Annotated in this window: 13 protein-coding genes and 1 pseudogene; all 14 read right to left on the minus strand. The window is 61.8% G+C overall.

Annotated elements, in window-relative coordinates:
* Window positions 1-109: 109 nt before the first annotated feature.
* The gene (gene recN, locus ACEN2R_RS19735) at window positions 110-1,759 is read right to left on the minus strand and encodes a DNA repair protein RecN (RefSeq protein ID WP_442044516.1); all 1,650 of its coding nucleotides are present in this window, start codon (window positions 1,757-1,759) and stop codon (window positions 110-112) included.
* A gap of 21 nt (window positions 1,760-1,780) precedes the next feature.
* Window positions 1,781-2,587, minus strand: a complete 807-nt coding sequence (locus tag ACEN2R_RS19740) for an outer membrane protein assembly factor BamD (RefSeq protein WP_442044535.1) — start codon at window positions 2,585-2,587, stop codon at window positions 1,781-1,783.
* 143 nt (window positions 2,588-2,730) lie between these two features.
* Window positions 2,731-3,651 (minus strand): UDP-3-O-acyl-N-acetylglucosamine deacetylase, encoded by a 921-nt coding sequence (gene lpxC, locus ACEN2R_RS19745; protein ID WP_442044517.1) that lies wholly within the window; start codon window positions 3,649-3,651, stop codon window positions 2,731-2,733.
* 221 nt (window positions 3,652-3,872) lie between these two features.
* Window positions 3,873-5,489 carry a cell division protein FtsZ gene (ftsZ, locus tag ACEN2R_RS19750; protein WP_442044519.1) on the minus strand — a complete coding sequence of 539 codons (1,617 nt, stop codon included), beginning with the start codon at window positions 5,487-5,489 and terminating at the stop codon, window positions 3,873-3,875.
* A gap of 175 nt (window positions 5,490-5,664) precedes the next feature.
* Complete coding sequence (ftsA, locus tag ACEN2R_RS19755; RefSeq protein ID WP_442044521.1) at window positions 5,665-6,999, minus strand: cell division protein FtsA; 1,335 nt, start codon at window positions 6,997-6,999, stop codon at window positions 5,665-5,667.
* Complete coding sequence (locus ACEN2R_RS19760; RefSeq protein WP_442044522.1) at window positions 6,996-7,874, minus strand: cell division protein FtsQ/DivIB; 879 nt, start codon at window positions 7,872-7,874, stop codon at window positions 6,996-6,998. Before ACEN2R_RS19760 ends, ftsA begins: the two co-directional genes overlap by 4 nt.
* On the minus strand, window positions 7,862-8,740 hold the full coding sequence (locus ACEN2R_RS19765; protein ID WP_442044523.1) for a D-alanine--D-alanine ligase: 879 nt from the start codon (window positions 8,738-8,740) through the stop codon (window positions 7,862-7,864). The genes ACEN2R_RS19760 and ACEN2R_RS19765 overlap by 13 nt, the downstream gene beginning before the upstream one ends.
* An 87-nt stretch (window positions 8,741-8,827) precedes the next feature.
* Window positions 8,828-9,760 carry a UDP-N-acetylmuramate dehydrogenase gene (murB, locus tag ACEN2R_RS19770; protein ID WP_442044525.1) on the minus strand — a complete coding sequence of 311 codons (933 nt, stop codon included), beginning with the start codon at window positions 9,758-9,760 and terminating at the stop codon, window positions 8,828-8,830.
* The gene (locus ACEN2R_RS19775) at window positions 9,757-10,017 is read right to left on the minus strand and encodes a DUF2484 family protein (protein ID WP_442044526.1); all 261 of its coding nucleotides are present in this window, start codon (window positions 10,015-10,017) and stop codon (window positions 9,757-9,759) included. Before ACEN2R_RS19775 ends, murB begins: the two co-directional genes overlap by 4 nt.
* Entirely contained in the window at window positions 10,014-10,268 is a 255-nt protein-coding gene (locus ACEN2R_RS19780; protein WP_442044528.1) for a DUF2484 family protein, read from the minus strand. The genes ACEN2R_RS19775 and ACEN2R_RS19780 overlap by 4 nt, the downstream gene beginning before the upstream one ends.
* Window positions 10,265-11,662 (minus strand): UDP-N-acetylmuramate--L-alanine ligase, encoded by a 1,398-nt coding sequence (gene murC / locus ACEN2R_RS19785; RefSeq protein WP_442044529.1) that lies wholly within the window; start codon window positions 11,660-11,662, stop codon window positions 10,265-10,267. Before murC ends, ACEN2R_RS19780 begins: the two co-directional genes overlap by 4 nt.
* 7 nt (window positions 11,663-11,669) lie before the next feature.
* On the minus strand, window positions 11,670-12,764 hold the full coding sequence (gene murG, locus ACEN2R_RS19790; protein WP_442044531.1) for an undecaprenyldiphospho-muramoylpentapeptide beta-N-acetylglucosaminyltransferase: 1,095 nt from the start codon (window positions 12,762-12,764) through the stop codon (window positions 11,670-11,672).
* 2 nt (window positions 12,765-12,766) lie between these two features.
* The gene (gene ftsW, locus ACEN2R_RS19795; RefSeq protein WP_442044533.1) at window positions 12,767-13,933 is read right to left on the minus strand and encodes a putative lipid II flippase FtsW; all 1,167 of its coding nucleotides are present in this window, start codon (window positions 13,931-13,933) and stop codon (window positions 12,767-12,769) included.
* 234 nt (window positions 13,934-14,167) lie between these two features.
* Window positions 14,168-14,420: pseudogene (locus ACEN2R_RS19800) on the minus strand (hypothetical protein); the annotation flags it as partial.
* Between the last annotated feature and the right edge of the window lie 313 nt (window positions 14,421-14,733).

Consider the following 14,733-nt stretch of genomic DNA (forward strand, 5'->3'; position numbering starts at 1 on the left):
AGTCAGTGGTCTCCGGCCACCTTCAAACCGGTAGCGCCGAGGTGTGGAGCTGAAAACTCGTAAAAATCGAGGTGCCCATCCGATACTTTGTTCCTTAAATACTCGAATCCTACCCCGCCAAAAGCGTTCGGGCGGCGGCACGGGCGGTGTCGGTGACAGTGTCGCCAGATAGCATCCGCGCGATCTCGTCCACGCGCATTTCCGCACTCAGGGACACGACGGTCGAGGTGGTCATGTTCTCGATCACCTGTTTTTCAACCCGCCAGTGATGCCCGCCAAGGGCCGCGACCTGCGGCGAGTGCGTAACGACGAGCACCTGCGCCTCGTCTGCCAATGCGGCCAGGCGCCGGCCCACCGCATCCGCCGTCGCTCCCCCGACACCGCGGTCGATCTCGTCGAAGATCAGCGTCAGGCCCGAGGTGCCAGAGGTCAGGCAGACCTTCAGCGCCAACAGGAACCGCGACAGCTCTCCTCCCGACGCAATCTTGTTCAGCGGGCCGGATGGCGCACCGGGGTTGGTGGCGACGGTGAAGGCCACCGCGTCGCGCCCTTCGGGGCCTGCGCTGTCCTCGGTCACCAGGGTTGCAAAGACCGCCCGTTCCATCTTCAACGGTGCCAGTTCTGCCGCCATGGCCGCGTCCAGCCGCCCCGCCGCCTCCTGCCGCGCCTGGGTCAGATGCGCCGCCTCGCGGTCATAATCGGCCTCTGCGCCCGATACAGCGATCCGCAGATCGTTGATCCCGGACGCGCCGCGGTCCAGCGCCAGCAGCTTGCCGCGCAGCTCCTCGGCAAAGGTGCCCAGATCGTCGGGCAGCACATTGTGTTTGCGGGCAAGGGCGCGAATGGCGAACAGGCGTTCCTCAGCCTCTTCCAACTCTGACGGGTTGAAGGCCAGCGCGTCGATGCAGGCCTCGACACCGCTTTGCGCCTCGCCCAGTTCGACCAACGCGCGGCCAAGGGCGGCAATCGGCGCGTCCAACCGGCCATCCGCCTTGTCCGCCACATCGTCCAGCCACCGCAACGCATCGCCCAACAGGCCCTCGGCGCCGGTGTTGCCCATGGCGGAAAACGCCTTGGCGATATCGGTTCCGATCCGCTCTGACGCCTGCATCATCCGGCGACGCGCATCCAGCTCGGCCTCTTCGCCCGGTGCGGGGTTCAGCTTGTCCATCTCGCCCACGGCATGGCGCAGGAATTCCTCTTCGGCACGGATCGCGTTCAGGTCCGCCTCTGCCCTGGCAAGCGCCTTGCGCGTCTCCTGCAACGCCCGCCATGCGCTGCGGGTCGTGGCAATCTGCCCGCCAAGCCCCGCATAATCATCCAGCAACACCCTGTGCCCGCGTGGGTTCAGCAAGCCGCGATCATCATGCTGGCCGTGCAGTTCAACCAAAGTATCCGACAAGGCGCGCAAAACGTCACCCGAGCACCGGCGATCATTGACATAGGCGGTCTTGCGACCATCCGGGAAATTCACCCGGCGCAGGATCAACTCATCACCCGCAGGCAGACCCGCCTCGGTCAGAACCGCGCGCGCGGCGTGGTCTTCCGCCAGATCGAAGGTCGCTGTCACCTCGCCCTGTTCGGCGCCCTGCCGCACCAGTTCGGCACGGCCACGCCAGCCCAGCACAAACCCCAGAGAGTCGAGCAGAATGGACTTTCCCGCACCGGTTTCACCGGTCAACACGTTAAGACCGGGCTGGAACTGAAGCTCCAGCCGGTCGATAATCAACATATCCCGAATTTCGAGACCGCGCAGCATTCGCCCCCGCCCCTTCTTAGATCAGAGCCATTCGCCCTTGATCACCTGACGGTAAACCTTGCGCAACCAGCTGTCGCCTGCCGCCTCAAGCTCTAGTCCGCGCCCCGTCAACAGCTTGTAGCTGTCGTCGTACCAGGTGGTGGACCGGAAGTTATACCCAAGGATCGCGCCGGCTGTTTGCGCCTCTTGGGTCAGGCCAAGCGAAAGATAGGCCTCGACAAGACGGTGCAGCGCCTCGGGCGTGTGGCTGGTGGTCTGGAATTGTTCGACAACCACGCGAAAGCGATTGATCGCCGCTGTGTAATGGCCGCGCTTCAGGTAGTAGCGGCCGATTTCCATCTCTTTCGAGGCAAGGTGGTCGAATGCCAGATCGAACTTCAGCACCGAGGACCGGGCGTATTGCGTATTCGGATACCGCTCGATCACCGTGCGCAGCGCCTGCAACGCCTGGAAGGTCAGGCCCTGATCGCGGCCAACCTCGTCGATCTGGTCATAATAGGACAGCGCCAGCAGATACTGCGCATAGGCGGCATCTTCGTCCGCCGGATAGAAATCAATGAACCGCTGCGCCGAGGCGCGGCTGTTTTCATAGTCCTTGTCCTGATGGAAGGAAAACGCCTGCATGATCAACGCGCGTTTCGCCCATTCGGAATAGGGATACAGCCGCTCGACCTCGCCGAAATATTCGGCGGCCTTCCCTGCGTCGTTGTTTCCCTCAAGCTCGAATTCTGCGCGCTTGTAGATCTGTTCCGCCGAAAAGCTTTCCAACGGCGCGTCCTTGCCACCCTGCCCGGAGCAGGCTGCAACAAAAGCAACCGTTGCCAGCATTCCGACCACATTTCCGAGTGACCTGCCGCGTGCCATCTAGCGCTACCCCATCAAGTGCAATTCAAGCCGTTTTTGGCCAGTGTTCATAAGTCTCTAGCACAGAAAAATCCGGTGCAAAACGTCTTTGAACATGTTTTGACGGGTTATGCGTAGGCCGGAATGTCGCTGCGGTGCAGGCCGACACCCGGAAGACGCGCTGCCATCGGTTCATCGCAGATTACCATGCGATAGGCATCGGGACGTGCAAAAAGCGCGTGAAGCAGTTTATTGGTCAGGGCATGACCCGCCAGATGTCCCTGATAACGCCCCAGAATAGGGGCACCGGCAAGGGCCAGATCACCAAGCGCGTCCAGCATCTTGTGGCGCACGGCCTCGTCCTTGTAGCGCAGGCCACCGGGGCTGAGAATGGTGTCACCATCAACAACCACGGCATTTTCCAGCGTGCCACCCAGCGCAAGACCGTTCGCGCGCATCGCGTCCACATCCTGCTGGCGGCAGAATGTCCGGCTGTCACACAGTTCGCGCACGAAGGCACCGTTGGCCATATTCAACGCCTTGTCCTGACGCCCGATCGCGGCATCGGCAAAGTCGATGTGGAAATCGATGTGCAAAGTATCGGCAGGTTCCAGACAGGCGACCGCGTCACCATCACGCACTTCGACCGATTTCAGGATTTCTATCGCCCGCACCGGGGCTGCGACCTCCTGCAGGCCACGCTGCATGATTCCATCAACGAACTCTGCCGCGCTGCCGTCAAGAATCGGAACCTCTGGGCCGTCGATCTCGACCAGCACATTGTGCAGGCCGCAGCCCGCAATCGCCGCCATGATGTGCTCGATCGTAGAGACCTCGACGCCGACGGAATTGCGGATCAACGTGCAAAGGCGCGATGGCACAACGGAATCCCAACGTGCCGAAATCAGCGCATCGCCCACCTCGACATCGGTTCTGCGGAACCAGATGCCGAATTCAGCCGACGCAGGCCGCAGGGTCATCCTGACCGGCTTGCCGGAATGAAGACCGCGCCCGATAAAGCTGACAGGGGATTTGAGCGTAGTTTGCAAACGGCACCTAAAAATTTACGTCAGCGTTAACACTTCTGACATGTTGGTGGGTAAATGCTGCGGCCGCACATCTCAACTCAAACTTTGTAACGCATTGAAACATGCCGGAAGCCAACAGGCTGTTTTCTGCCTAAAACAGTGTCTTTATGGAATTATCCCATTGTTTATAAATGAAAAAAGGCCGGGCAAAGCCGGCCTTTTTCATAGTGAAGTGAATAAGGTTAATTTGCCTGACGGCGCAGGAATGCGGGAATTTCGATGCGTTCCTGTTCCGGGTCGATCTCTGGCTCTTCTTCATAGCTCCGAACCTGCGGTTGCTGACGCGCCTGCTGGGGCGCTGCGACGCGCTCTTGCTGCTCGGCGTGGCCGGTCATCCGGTTGATCAACGAGTTGATCCCGAAGCGTGGCTTTTCAGCATGCTGAGGCTGAGGCTGCTGTGCGACAGGACGGGCCTGCTGTTGCGGGGCCGCAGGTGCCTTTTGCACAGCGGCTTGCAGACGGGCCAGCGCCTCGGGCGAAGGCGATCCAGCGGGACGCGCCTTGGGGGCAACGAACTGATCTGCGGTAGGCTGCTGGCTGTACCGATCTTGCTGCGGTGCAAAGGCTGCGGGCTGCGGGCGGTAAGCCGGGGCGGGAACCGCATCCTCGTCGTCGAACAGGTCTTCGTGCTGTTCATGTGCGGCGACGGCTTGCGCATCCAGATCCTCGAAGAACGATGGCTCTTGGCTGCGCGGGGCCGGCGCTGCGGCCGCGGCAACAGGCTGCTGGACCGGCGCGCGGGGCGCTGCGGGTGCAGGTGTTTCGGCAACCTGCAATGCCTGAAGCGGCTCTGCCATGCGGCGGCGTGCAACGGGCATATCTGCAACAACGTCCCTTGCGTCGATGCCGGTGGCCACAACGGAAACGCGCATCTTGCCGTCCATGCTGGTGTCCAGCGTGGAGCCGACGATGATGTTCGCCTCCGGGTCTACTTCCTCGCGGATGCGGTTTGCGGCCTCGTCTAGTTCGAACAATGTCAGGTCGTAACCACCTGTGATGTTGATCAATACGCCGCGCGCGCCGCGCAGGCTGATTTCATCCAGCAGCGGGTTGGCGATTGCCTTTTCAGCGGCCTGAATGGCGCGATTCTCGCCTTCGGCCTCGCCGGTGCCCATCATCGCCTTGCCCATCTCGTCCATCACCGCGCGAACGTCGGCAAAGTCGAGGTTGATCAGGCCGGGACGCACCATCAGGTCTGTCACGCCTTTGACGCCCTGATACAGCACGTCATCGGCCATCGCAAAGGCCTCGGTGAATGTCGTTTTCTCGTTCGCCAGACGGAACAGGTTCTGGTTCGGAATGATGATCAGCGTGTCGACGACCTTTTGCAGGGCCTCGATGCCCTCTTCGGCCTGACGCATCCGCTTGGCGCCTTCGAACTGGAACGGCTTGGTCACAACGCCAACCGTCAGCACCCCCAGTTCACGCGCCGCCTGCGCGATGATCGGGGCAGCGCCGGTTCCGGTTCCGCCGCCCATACCGGCAGTGATAAAGCACATGTGCGCGCCCGCAAGGTGATCGACGATATCCTCGATTGTCTCTTCGGCAGCGGCAGCACCAACCGAGGGGCGCGCGCCGGCACCCAGACCTTCGGTCGCTTTGACACCCATCTGGATACGCGCTTCGGATTTGCTTTGCTGAAGCGCCTGAGCATCGGTATTCGCGACCACGAACTCCACACCCTCCAGCGCCTTTTCGATCATGTTGTTGACCGCGTTGCCGCCTGCGCCGCCGACACCGAAAACCGTAATGCGCGGCTTCAGGTCGTCCTGATCGGTAACCGTGAAATTCAATGCCATGTGATGTCCGCCTGTTCTGAACGCTGGCCCTTTTTGAGCCGTTATATGCCTATCCACCCCTAATAATATCTGGATATAGAGGTAACGTCACCAAAAAAACGCCTTTGGAGCACAAAATCTAGCGGATAATTGGACTAAATCAGCGGTATTTCGCCTGACATGCCAGATTTTGTGATCACCAGTTATCTTTGAACCATTTTACGGCGCGCTTCAACGACCGCGCGGGGTAGCGTTCGGCAGGAATATCAAAGTCCCACCACTCGTCTTGCGGGTGCGCCGCGAACAGGCAAAGCCCGACAGAGGACGCAAACGCCGCCCCGGTCGCGGCCTGCGGCAAGCCCTGAACACGCAGCGGGCGCCCCAGCCGGACCTGCTGGCCAAGGATCTTGCCCGCCAAAGCATCCAGGCCCGGGATCTGGCTGCACCCGCCTGTCAGCACGATTTGCTGGCTTGGCAGATGCTCGAAACCGGCCGCATCCAGACGTGCGCGGACCTCTTCCAGAATTTCCTCGACCCTTGGCCGCATGATGCCGATCAGCTCTGCGCGGCTGACGGTGCGGCGATCCCGCTCCCAGTCGCCGGTATCGCCACCGATCTCTATCATCTCGCGGTCGTCCATTCCGGTGGCCACAACGCCGCCGTAAAAGGTCTTGATCCGCTCTGCCGTGGCCAAAGGAATCTGAAGCCCCTTCGAGATGTCAGAGGTTATGTTATCGCCCCCCAGACGGACGCAATCGGCATAGATCATGTGTTTCTTGATGAAGATCGACAGGCCCGTCGCGCCGCCGCCCATGTCGATGCAGGCGGCACCCAGTTCCTGCTCGTCCTCGACAAGGCTGGAAATGCCCGACACATAGGCCGATGACGCAAGCCCCGCGAGTTCGAGGTCACAGCGTTTGATGCAATACAGAAGGTTCTGCACCACGGTCGTCTCGACCGTCAAAAGATGCATGTCGGCGGCCAGCCGGTTGCCCACATGACCGCGCGGATCGCCAAGACCGGACCGATGGTCCAGCGCAAAGTTCACCGGCTGCGCGTGCAGCACCTCGCGGCCCGGACCGATGTCGGGCACGTCGCACGCCGACAACACCCGCGCCACATCCTGTTCGCTGACAATGCTGTCCTGCAAATCAATCGCACCGGCCAGACCATAGGACCGGGGCCGCGCACCGCCGAAACAGGCGATCACATGATCGACCCGCACATTGGCCATCTTCTGCGCCGCCTGCACCGCAGTGCGGATCGCCCGTTCGGTTTCCTGCATCGCGTCGATTTCGCCAAAGCGAACCCCCCGGGACCGGGTGGTCGCGGCGCCAATGACGCGGAACGTGGATTGCCCCGCCATAGAGCCGATCCCGTCCTGATCACGAAACCTGTCGGGCCCGTCGAACCGCAGCACAAGGCAGGCGATCTTTGATGTCCCCACATCCAGAATGGCAATGACGCCCCGCTGCATGGCCGCCTGACGCATATTCCGCATCGCCCGCTGCGTTTGGTAAAGGTCGGTCATCGGCTTGCTACTCCCAGCTCGGTCGCTTTTATGGTCCGCACCTCCTCCACCGCAGCCTCGGAGAGGCGGATGGTGGGGCGGTTTTCGTTTCTCATGTCCACGGCGACCAGATCACGCGCCAGCATGTCCTGCGCCTCGTTCAGCAAGATCACCCGCTCCAGCGCGGGAACGGCGTTTTTCTCGGGTAGAAGGATGCGCTGGTCGCGGTCCAGAACCACATCCCAGCGCCGCTCGCCCATCCGGACAAGGCCGCGCATGCGACTGGTCAAAGGGCTGGACGCCGCCAAAATCGCAAGCGCCTCGGGCACGGCCCGATCCGCACCCTCGCCCGCGATCAGCGGCAGGTTCGGAAAATCGGTGCGGCTGAGAACGGGCGCCACGATATGCCCCGTCTCGTCCAGCGCCGTGATCCCGTCGCGGGTGCGCCACAGAACCGCCGGAAGGCGCTCGCTCACATCAAGCTGAAGCACACCTCCGGTGCGGATCTGGATGCGGGCACTTGCCACGGCGTCAAGTTCCTGAATCTGCAGGCGCATCTGTTCGAGGTCCAGATCAAAGGACGACACGGGGAAATCCACCGATACAATTTCGCGGATATCCTCGGACAGGCCTTCGCTGACCCCGTCGATGGCCATCACCTTGACCATGAATTCAGGCCGTTCCTGAATAGAGCGGCGGATCTCGGCTATTTTGTTGCCAAGGTCTTCGCGGTGGGTTGCGTCGGCAAAATAACCGCCGACGCCCAGAGCGACGGCAAAAACCGGCAATCCCACCCGCGTCAGCGCACGGAACGACGGGGTCAGCCAAAGGCGCTGGATCTTATAGGCGGTGCGGCTCGGGGCCGGATCGCGGCGCGGCGGGGTCATCTGTTGCATGACGCGTCCTCTACCATCCAGCGGCACAGATCGGGAAAGGCGATGCCAGCGTGCGCCGCCTGTTCGGGGCTTAACGATGTGGGGGTCATGCCCGGCTGGGTGTTGGTTTCCAACAGGATCAACCCGTCGATCCCCCGCGCCGCGTCCCACCGGAAATCCGTGCGGCTGACGCCGCGACAGCCAAGGGCGGTATGGGCGCGCAGGGCATAGTCCTTGCAGGCATCGAAAATCTGTTCGGGGATATCGGCGGGCACCACATGGCGCGACCCGCCGGTGCTGTATTTGGCGGTATAATCATACCAGCCCTCGGTCACGATATCGGTCACAGTCAGGGCGCGATCCCCCATCACGGTGCAGGTCAGTTCCCTGCCCGCGGCATAGGTTTCGACCATCACAACATCGGGCATGTCCGCCGATAGTTGCGGCGGCGCGTTCGCGCCGTCATGCACGATATAGACGCCAACGCTGGACCCTTCGTTGTTCGGCTTCACCACATAGGGCGGGGCCATCACATGACCGGCACGCACATCCGTGGTCAGCGCCAGAATGCTGTCGACCACCGGCAAACCGGCGGCACGGAACACGTCCTTTGTCTTTTGTTTGTCCATCGCCATAGCAGAGGCAAGCACACCCGAATGGGTATAGGGGATCTGCAACCATTCCAGCAGACCCTGCACACAGCCATCTTCGCCCCAGCGGCCATGCAGCGCGTTGAAAACAACATCCGGCTTGATCTCTGACAGGCGCGTGCAAAGGTCCGGACCTGCGTCCACCTCTGTCACCTCATATCCTGCAACCCGCAAAGCGGCGGCGCATTCACGCCCCGATGACAGCGACACCTCGCGTTCAGCCGAGGGTCCGCCCATCAATACCGCCACGCTTATGGGTGTCCTGCTCGACATACCCGCCTCGTGCCATTCTCGGACCTTTACGACGGTCCGTTATTTTATTGTTTAGTTGCCTGACTTAGGGGCCGTTTCGCCGACCCTCATAATTTCCCAGTCTAGCGTTATTCCGCTGACTTGGAAAACCCTTTTTCGCACTTCTTCACCCAAACCTTCAAGATCATCTGCGGTTGCCCCGCCCGTGTTGATCAAAAAGTTGGAATGCATCGGCGACATCTGCGCCCCGCCCCGTGTCGCACCACGCATTCCGGCGTCGTCGATCACCTTCCACGCCTTCAGGTCATGGGTATCATCGGCGCGGCCCGTGCTGCTGAACCCTGCGGGATTACGAAAGGTGGACCCCGCGCTGCGCTCTTTCATCGGCTGGCTGGCGTCGCGTTTGGCAATCTGATCCGCCATGCGGGCGGCCAGCGCATCCGGCTCTCCGCTTTGCCCCTGCAACGTCGCCTCGACGATGACCCAGCCTTCGGGCAGGTCGGTCTGGCGGTAGCGAAAGTTCAAATCCGCTGCGGTCAGCGTAACGATCCGCCCGTCCCGCGTCACGGCCCTGGCCGACACAAAGACATCCGCCGTATACCGGCCATAACACCCTGCGTTCATCCGCACCGCGCCACCGACAGCACCCGGGATCGTGCGCAGAAAGGTCAGATCAATGCCCGCCTCTGCCGCCTTGCGGGCCACATGGGCGTCCAGCGCTGCCGCACCGGCGGTGACACGGGTTCCGTCGATTTCGATCTGGTTAAACCCGCGCCCCATGCGGATCACCACAGCACGCATGCCGCCATCCCGCACAATCAGGTTGCTGCCGACGCCCATCGGGAATACCTTGATATCAGGGGACAAAGCCGCAAGAAACTGCGCAAGATCATCCACGTCGGCAGGCTGGAACAGCCAATCGGCAGGTCCGCCCACGCGCAGCCAGGTCAGGTCCGCCAATGGGCGGTTCGGGGTAAGAACGCCACGCACATCGGGTAGGGTCACTGTGAACCTCGTCTGCCGACCATTCGCTGCGCCCAACGCCCCAGATGCACAATCGGCCAACGCAACATCGACACGCCCGCCACCATGACAAACAAGCCCGCCATCGGACCGTTCTGCAGCGTGACATACCCAAGCAAGGGCACGCCGATCGCGATCAGGGCATAGGCCGCGCGCCAGTGAAAGTCGCGACTGGGGAACATCGCGATCAGGTTTGCGGCAACCGCCCAGATGCAGGCAAGGGTCAGAGACAGGGTCATTTCGGGATCTCCGGTCTTTCTCCGCGCGAACGGCGGAACAGATACATCAAAGGATTACGAAACATCGACGCAAACGCGGCCAGACCAAGAAACGCCACCCAGACACCATGCAGGTATCCGATATAGACAAGCAGAACCGGCGCCGCGATCAGCAGGGCAACACCGGGCACATACTGATGCCGCATCGGCAACATGGCCACGATGGCAGAGGCCACGGCCCAGATACACCCAAGGATCAGCGCCGCGCTCATCCCTTCAACAAATCGGGCAAGGCGTAGGCCCAGGTGGAAATCGTTCCGGCGCCAAGGCAGACCACCATATCACCGGGCTTTGCCTGTTCGCGCACCAGACGCGCCAGATCGGCCTCGTCCACCACGGCGCGCACATGACGGTGCCCGTGCCGGATCAATCCCGCCACAAGATCATCGCGGCTTGCGCCCTCGATCGGGTCCTCGCCTGCGGCATAGACTTCTGCGATGCCAACGACATCGGCATCGTTGAAGCAGGTGCAGAAATCCTCGAACAGCGAATGCAGGCGCGAATAGCGGTGCGGCTGGTGCACGGCAATCACGCGCCCCTCGGTCGATTGGCGCGCGGCTTTCAGCACAGCGGCGATCTCGACCGGGTGGTGGCCGTAATCGTCGATGATCGTGACGCCGCCGACCTCTGCCACCTTGGTGAACCGGCGGTTCACACCACCGAAGTTGGCCAATGCGGTGCGGATTTCGTCCAGTTTCATCCCCAGATGGCGGGCGACAGCGACTGCGGCCAACGCATTCGAGACATTGTGATCGCCGGGCATCGGCAGGCTGCATCCCTCGATCACTTTATCCTCGGCCCGCAAATAGATGTCGAAATGCGCGACGCCGGCCTTGTAGTGCAGGTTCGCCGCCCGCACGTCGGCCTGCGCGTTGAACCCGAAGGTCACGACACGGCGGTCGGTGATCTTGCCGACCAGCGCCTGAACCTCCGGATGGTCTGTGCAGCACACGGCAAGCCCGTAGAACGGGATGTTCGACACGAAATCCAGAAAGCCTTTGCGCAGGTTATCGAACGTGCCCCAATGCTCCATATGCTCGGGGTCGATGTTGGTGACGATGGCGATGGTGGCGGGCAAGCGGTTGAATGTGCCGTCGGACTCGTCCGCCTCGACGACCATCCATTCGCCCTGCCCCATCCGCGCGTTGGACCCGTAGGCATGGATGATGCCGCCGTTCACGACGGTCGGGTCGATGCCCCCCGCATCCAGCAGTGTCGCAACCATGGTTGTGGTCGTGGTTTTGCCGTGGGTGCCCGCAACGGCGATGTTGGACTTCAGGCGCATCAACTCTGCCAGCATTTCAGCACGCCGCACCACGGGCAGGCCCCGACGGCGCGCCTCGTCCAGCTCCGGGTTGCCGGTCTTGATCGCGGAAGAGATCACGACGACCTCTGCGTTCTCTAGGTTCGCCGCCTGCTGGCCGTCGAACACGGTCGCGCCAAGATCAGCCAGACGGTCGGTGATCTTCGATGTCTTCTGATCGGACCCCTGCACCGTATAGCCGTGGTTCAGCAAGACCTCTGCGATGCCAGACATGCCGATGCCGCCGATCCCGACGAAATGGATTGCCCCAAGTTGGGTCGGAAGTTTGGTCGCGGAATTCATGGTCTTCTTATCCTCGCTTGGCGCGCGTCTCTACAATTTCGACAAGGCGCTCTGTCGCATCGGGGCGCCCCTGTGACAAGGCCGCCTGGGCCATTTTCTCGGCGGCCTGCGGGTTCGACAGGACCAATTCCATCTGTTCGGCCAGCGCGACCGGCTCCAGCATCCGCTCGGGGATCAGGATCGCAGCGCCCGCCTCGACCAGCCCGCGCGCATTGGCGGTCTGATGATCGGCAGTCGCTGCCGCATACGGCACAAGGATCGACGGTCGCCCGATCACGCTGATATCGGCGACCGACGACGCGCCGGACCGGCTGATCACCAATTGCGCCTCTGACAGGCGGCGCGGAATGTCGTTGAAGAACGTCTTCACCTCGGCGGTGATACCGGCGGCCTCATAGGCGGCGTTGACGCGATCCACATCCTCCTCGCGGGCCTGATGCGCCACGCGCAGATTGCGCCGCATATGATCTGGCAAGGCCGCAACAGCGGCGGGCACGACATCCGACAGGACGCGCGCGCCCTGACTGCCGCCCATCACCACCAGGCTCATCGGATAGTCGCCGGGCGCGATATAACCCGCCGCCGCGCGGTCCATCACGGTCGAGCGGACAGGATTTCCCGTCGGCACACCCTTTGCCCCCTCGGGCAATGCGGTTGGCCAGGTTCCGCAGGCGACAACATCGACGTGCTTTGCAAAAATCTGGTTCACCCGGCCCAGAACACCGTTTTGTTCGTGCAGCACGCGCGGCAGGCGCAAGATCCAGGCGGCCGTGACCGCAGGGATCGACGGGTACCCGCCGAAACCCACGACAATCGCAGGTTTGTCTTTCATCATCCGCACCGTTGCGGACAGAATGCCACCCGCAATGCGGAACGGCGCGATGGCCTTTGACAGCAGACCGCCCCGCGCGAACGTGGCGCTGGACAGGGTTTCAATCTCAACGACATGGGGAAAGCCACCGGCATATCGGGCACCGCGTGGATCGGTAGATAGCCTGACGCGCCAGCCCCTGCGCAACATCGCCTCGGCCAGCGCCTGTGCGGGGAACATATGCCCGCCGGTGCCACCTGCGGCGATGATCAAAAGGGGGGGGCGGGCCATATCTATCGCCCCCGCTTCAGCAAGATATCCCCGATCTGGCCCTGCGGCCGCGTCCGGGTAAAGGCCAGCAACATGCCAACAGCCACCCCGCCCGCAATCAGCGAGGAGCCACCGTAGCTGACGAATGGCAGGGTCATCCCCTTGGCGGGCAACAGGCGCACCGCAACCCCCATATTGATCATCGCCTGAATGCCAAAGATGCAGGCAAGGCCGGTGCCGGCCAGACGCGTGAACGGATCACGTTCGCGCATCAACAGCCACATGGACCGAACGGTGATCGTCGCGTAAAGCCCGATAATGCAAAGCACCAGCAACAGCCCGTATTCCTCGGCGGCCACCGCAATGATGAAATCGGTATGGGCATCGGGCAATGACCACTTCACCTCGCCCTCGCCGACACCGACACCGAAAAACCCGCCTTCGCGGATCGCATTGGTCGCATAGCCAAGCTGTGTCGTCGGATCGAGGTCGGCGGTCAGAAAGCCGTCGATCCGGCGCGCGAAGTGCTCGGAATTCTCATAGGCCAAAGTGCCGACAAAAATGACGCCGCCAGCAATCGTGATCAATAGGAAGATCGGCGCGCCCGCGACGAAATACATGACGCCCCAGGAAAACAGCACCAGGCTCGCCTGTCCGAAATCCGGCTGTAACGCCAGAAACGCAACAATGATGATCGTCAGGATAAAGGAATAAAGCCGCCCCGGAGGGCCGTTGATTTCTTGCCCCGCAGCCATAAGCCAGGCGGCCATAATAACAAAAACCGGCTTCAGGAACTCGGATGGTTGAACCGAAACGAACCCCAGCGAATACCAGCGGATCGCACCCTTGCCGAAATCAGTACCCAGAACCGGCAAAAGGACCAGCGCCAGAAACGCGCAGGCAAAGCCGATCACGCCAAGACGGCGCACTATCGCCGGCGCCATCATCGAGGTGAAAAACATCGCGATCAGGGCCATGCCGCCGAAAAACGCCTGCCTCTGAACGTAATAGAACGGGTCCAGCCCGTTTTTCGCGGCCAAAGGAGGAGAGGCCGCCAACCCCAAAAGCATCCCGATGCCGAACAGCACAAGAATGCAGGACATCGACCATTTGTCGATCGTCCGCCACCACCGTGGAAGTACAGGTTCGCTATCCCGCAAGGGGACCGTGCCATAGACCATTTCCGTCATGGATTACCGCCGATTACTGCCTCAGGTTCCGCCCGTTCTCCGGGTCTGAGGAAAAGTGTATCCTATGACAGTCTTTGAGGCCAGAGGTGATTGTCTGTCCGCCCGTCCTGCGACGGGCAAATCATCCTGTTTTTGCCATTCTTCTCGGCCTAAATACTCCCGCGCGGGTTGAATTGCTCCTGATTGTGCGACCAGGTCATGTGTCATTGGCACGATGGGCTGTGACAGGGCATCTCAGCCATCTGCCTTCCGCATCTGGATCTGGCCAGATGCCCAGATGCCCAGATGCCCAGATGCCCAGAGCGCCTGAAAGAAGAGTTCCGCCGCAGGATCAAGACCCAGACAGTATTGCCCCGCGCAGAAAGGCTTTGCGCCGCTTTTCCACCCCGACCGCCGTTTCAGCATAGATCATATCGCGATGATCATCACCCCAGCGCGCCACGAGCGCGGCCTCCAATCCCGGCGCTCTATCAACCATCACGACCTCGAGCGGTGGTTCCGGCACGGTCGTCTTTCCCTGAAGTTGCCCGCATTCCAGCCAAGGGCCGGTCGTCAGTTTCTGGGCGGTCATCGCGCCCGAAGGCAAACGGTCGCATTCGAGAATGGGAAAGGCCAGGCACAGCCGATCCACGCCTGACATCAGGCGAATTCCCTGCCCGCCTCAGGTCGGTTTGATCCCCCCCGGCGGCAAAAGGATCAGTCGCCGCAAATCGAACCCGCAATGGGTCAACCCAGAACTGTCGCCTCTGTCGCGGCGCGCAGTTCGGCTTCGGTCACGCCGTCGGCGATCTCGACAATGC

This window comes from Pseudogemmobacter sp. W21_MBD1_M6 (assembly GCF_052119585.1).
Lineage (GTDB): Bacteria > Pseudomonadota > Alphaproteobacteria > Rhodobacterales > Rhodobacteraceae > JBGQOJ01.

Excerpts from the sequence above, each read along its gene's own strand:
- ftsZ (WP_442044519.1), bottom strand. The coding sequence starts at position 5,489 with ATGGCATTGAATTTCACGGTTACCGATCAGGACGACCTGAAGCCGCGC.
- recN (WP_442044516.1), bottom strand. The coding sequence starts at position 1,759 with ATGCTGCGCGGTCTCGAAATTCGGGATATGTTGATTATCGACCGGCTG.
- ACEN2R_RS19780 (WP_442044528.1), bottom strand. The coding sequence starts at position 10,268 with ATGAGCGCGGCGCTGATCCTTGGGTGTATCTGGGCCGTGGCCTCTGCC.
- ftsW (WP_442044533.1), bottom strand. The coding sequence starts at position 13,933 with ATGACGGAAATGGTCTATGGCACGGTCCCCTTGCGGGATAGCGAACCT.
- murG (WP_442044531.1), bottom strand. The coding sequence starts at position 12,764 with ATGGCCCGCCCCCCCCTTTTGATCATCGCCGCAGGTGGCACCGGCGGG.
- ACEN2R_RS19760 (WP_442044522.1), bottom strand. The coding sequence starts at position 7,874 with ATGCAACAGATGACCCCGCCGCGCCGCGATCCGGCCCCGAGCCGCACC.
- ftsA (WP_442044521.1), bottom strand. The coding sequence starts at position 6,999 with ATGACCGACCTTTACCAAACGCAGCGGGCGATGCGGAATATGCGTCAG.
- ACEN2R_RS19740 (WP_442044535.1), bottom strand. The coding sequence starts at position 2,587 with ATGCTGGCAACGGTTGCTTTTGTTGCAGCCTGCTCCGGGCAGGGTGGC.
- ACEN2R_RS19765 (WP_442044523.1), bottom strand. The coding sequence starts at position 8,740 with ATGGGCGGACCCTCGGCTGAACGCGAGGTGTCGCTGTCATCGGGGCGT.
- ACEN2R_RS19775 (WP_442044526.1), bottom strand. The coding sequence starts at position 10,017 with ATGACCCTGTCTCTGACCCTTGCCTGCATCTGGGCGGTTGCCGCAAAC.
- murC (WP_442044529.1), bottom strand. The coding sequence starts at position 11,662 with ATGAATTCCGCGACCAAACTTCCGACCCAACTTGGGGCAATCCATTTC.